This is a genomic window from Stieleria sp., from assembly GCF_041595215.1.
GTDB classification, from domain to species: domain Bacteria; phylum Planctomycetota; class Planctomycetia; order Pirellulales; family Pirellulaceae; genus Stieleria; species Stieleria magnilauensis.
In genome coordinates this window covers 1-3,357 of the sequence record NZ_JBFHKV010000957.1, presented here as the reverse complement: position 1 = coordinate 3,357, position 3,357 = coordinate 1, and the positions used below count along the sequence as shown (strand labels likewise).

General features: G+C 58.8%; 2 protein-coding genes and 1 pseudogene. 1 reads left to right on the top strand and 2 read right to left on the bottom strand.

Annotated elements, in window-relative coordinates; all coding sequences use genetic code 11:
- Nucleotides 1–124 precede the first annotated feature (124 nt).
- Together ABX749_RS26785 and ABX749_RS26780 are read right to left on the bottom strand one after the other, a co-directional pair.
- A complete protein-coding gene (locus ABX749_RS26785; protein ID WP_372898703.1) occupies nt 125–1,444 on the bottom strand; it encodes a DUF3472 domain-containing protein in 1,320 nt (439 codons plus the stop codon).
- Between the two features lie 112 nt (nt 1,445–1,556).
- Nucleotides 1,557–2,864, bottom strand: a complete 1,308-nt coding sequence (locus ABX749_RS26780; RefSeq protein ID WP_372898702.1) for a hypothetical protein — start codon at nt 2,862–2,864, stop codon at nt 1,557–1,559.
- Between the two features lie 155 nt (nt 2,865–3,019).
- On the opposite strand from ABX749_RS26780, the pseudogene ABX749_RS26775 reads away from it, so the two are divergent.
- Nucleotides 3,020–3,357: pseudogene (locus ABX749_RS26775) on the top strand (hypothetical protein); the annotation flags it as partial.

Below are 3,357 nucleotides of genomic sequence, written 5' to 3'. Positions count from 1 at the left end.
GACGAGTCCTGTGTAGTCGGCATCTTGGCAAGGACTCGTCGCCTCGTCCACTACCGCCTAACCGAAAACCATGGTGCGGCGAAATGCTAGTGGAGGATCGGCTAGAGCCTAGACACCAGCGGCCTCAGCCCCGCGGTAACGCGTCGAAATCGATCTCCGGCTGCGCGTCGGAGGTGGAGCTGCGGGTGAAGGTTTCGCCCGGTCGACCCGTTTCGTCAAAGAAACCGCAGTTGCGTAGAAAGAAGTGATCGCCATCGGCACCGCCGGTGAAATCCAAGCGGTGACGACCCCGGCCGGTTGCATCGACCGAGAATCGCGCGCGGGTGCATTCATGCCATTGCTGGTTGATGTCGCGCACCCAAACGTTCGCGTAGTTTGCACGACGCTCGATGTGCCCGTGGGTCGGCGAAAAGTTTTCAAGGAATCCGTGGAATCCCGTCAGGTGCGTGTCCGTCTGGGGACGTCGAAAGCTTGCGATCAATCGCCAGGTCTGCCGGGCTTTGTCTCCGAACCACGACGTGTAAATCGTGTTCCCCTGTCCGTCCGGTCGGACTTCGGTCAAGAAACGGTAGGTCGTCCCGGCCTTCCACGGGTAGACCAGATAACTCTGGCCGCCGGAGCCTTCGTTGCCGAACTCGCCGACGTGCACCTCGGGGCCTTTGGCAAGCATCACGATTTGTTGGTCTTTGGGAATGTCACGCGGGTTGTCAGTTTTGAAGGGACTCCAGACCGAGAACAGGACGCGACGTTCGTTTGCACCGTTGACCTGAATCCCAAAATAACCTTCACCGAAACCGTTGGTCATGAAGTAGGAACCGATCGGGTCTTGGCCTTCGGGGACGGTGAGTTCGCTGTAGGCGTATTGCAGCGTTTGATCGCGGGGGACTTCATAACGCAGATGCACCGAAGGACCACGACGCCCCCAGTAAAACATGTTGCCCGCGTTGGACTTCACGTAGTCCAGCGACAGGCCGTCGGTCTCCGATGCGACGATCACGTCACTGATGTCGGCGTAGGTGCTTCCACCACGCTCGATCCCTTGCAGATCAACGCGGACGTAACCGGCCTCGGGGACTTCGATCTGCCCGACCGGGTTGACGGAGAAGTCCGGCGATTGGATCGCGGCGTTGAAGGTTTGTTCAGCGGCGCGGACGGCCAACTTGCTCGGACCGTCAGCGACACGTGCTCGAATCGCCAGCTCCAAGACAGCGGGGCGATCCACCCGAAAGAAGACCGTATAGATCTGGTCCGGATCGGACCAGGCGATCGATGCATCTCGCCGAAAACCTCGACCGCCCGGGTTCGGGGCAGTTTGAAACGCATTGCCGGCGACGGGAATCGTCCAATCGGTGGCGTGACTGACGCTGCCGGGTGATGCGGCCAACGCTGTGAGGAGGGTCAGGGCAGAGACAAAGCGGGCTGTATTGGTAAACGCGTCAATCATCAGCGGTCAAAATGGGAGCGAAGGTGAATCAAGGTGAGAGGCTGACCACGATAATCCCACATCGACAAGGCGAACAGTCGCCGCGATTCAACCGCGGGCGTCGGATTGCTCCCTAGTGTCTGCGCTGCAGCCAGCGAAGGGCCTCCTCCTGGTCCATCTGAGGCATCAGTTTGGTGATCGTTGCGGCAGGGTCGGTGCAGATGCTGCGCAGGCAACGCAGCAACATGTCTGTCTTTTCATCCTCCAAATTCCTGATCGATCGCGCCAAATGTTTACAGATCGCGGCATCGGCGCGTTGCCCCTGTTCTTCCAGCTGGCCGATCAGCTGAACGACTGCGGCAAAATCCACGGACGGATCGTCCAGCAACGCTGTCATTTCGCCGATGTGATCCGACAGGTCGATCCCGAGCGCATACGCCGCTCTCATCGCAGCGATCGCGACACCGGGGCGTCGATCTCCCATCAAAGCGGTCAACTGCACGACGACGCGTTGGTCATGGTGTTCGGTGCCTGCCAGCAGTGTGATGGCCATCGGAACGACGTCACGATCGGACGATTCGGTCGCGGCCAACAAGACGTCGATCGTGGCTGTGTCGAACGAGTCCATTCCGGCCAACCGCCACATCGCGGCCAACGCAAACGTTGGGTCGTCTCCCTGGATCCAGTTCAACAGCTTTCCCTGTGACGACGGCAGGTCGGGGATCTGGCCGGCGTCAAAGAGAATCTGTCCGCCGCTTCGTTGGTGGTCGCGGAAATATCGCTGGGCCCGTTTCATCGTGACTCTGGAATCGTCACGCAGCCGACGCATCCAATCCGGTGCGGTCTCGCCACGACAGCGCGCCAGCAACGCCAACGCGTATCCGATTTCCTCTGCGTTCAGATAGCCCATCTTGGACGCGGCGAACGCATTTGATTCGCCGACGGTCCAGGATAGAAAATACGAACTTGCGTGGCTCTGTAAGATCCCGAGACCGAAACAGATTGGAATCAGATCGGTCAGTCGTTCATCCGAGTTCGATCGCGTGGTTTCTCCGTTGCCAAGTAAAAGATGGTGTGAATACTCATGTGCTAGCGCCACCACGCTGCGTAGGGGATCTTGCAGCGTCGCATCACCGACCAAAATGGTCGCGGGATCGCCGAGCATGTAGACGGCTGCCGCATCGATGGAATCATCCCGAACGATTTTCAGTTGAACATTGGCGTCGGTCAGCTGCATCCGGCGCCGGACTTCCGCCGCCGCACTGAGCAGCAGCGATTCTTCGTCGGCAAGATCCAATGACAGTTGGCCTAACTCGCACACCATTTCCGTTTCTTGCACCGTTGATTCGCCGATGCGTTGGACGATGCGTCGCATCAGTAATTCCAACTCGGCCCGCTGGCGAGTCGTCAGGGGTGGCTTGGAGCCGAACAACCCGAACATGTCTGTTTGATCTCCTCCCGACTGTTCACCTGAAATGGTTCTGCGTAGCACTATAGCCCGTCGGTTCAGACTCCGCGATTGATTGCGACCCCGCGTGTCAAATTCGCGGTGTATGATGGGCCGCTTTGATCCGCTTCTTTCTGCCAGGCTTTGAGATGACGCGTGCACTGACCCTGCTTTGTTGGTTGGTTTTCTCGATAGCGATTGTCGCAGCGCAACAACCGCCGGCTCCGTCGCAACCCACGTCCGGTGATGCGATCCGATTCGAGCGACTGGTCTTGAACGACCTGTATTACTGCGACGGCGTTTCGTGCGGTGACATCGACGGCGATGGAGACTTGGACGTGGTCGCCGGACCGTTTTGGTATGAAGGTCCCGACTTTCAACGCTCTCACGCGTTTTATGAACCGATCGCTTTGCCGCCCGCGGAAAGTCCCAGCAACAGCATGTTCAGCTTCGTTGCCGATTTCTCCGGCGATGGCCGTCAAGACAT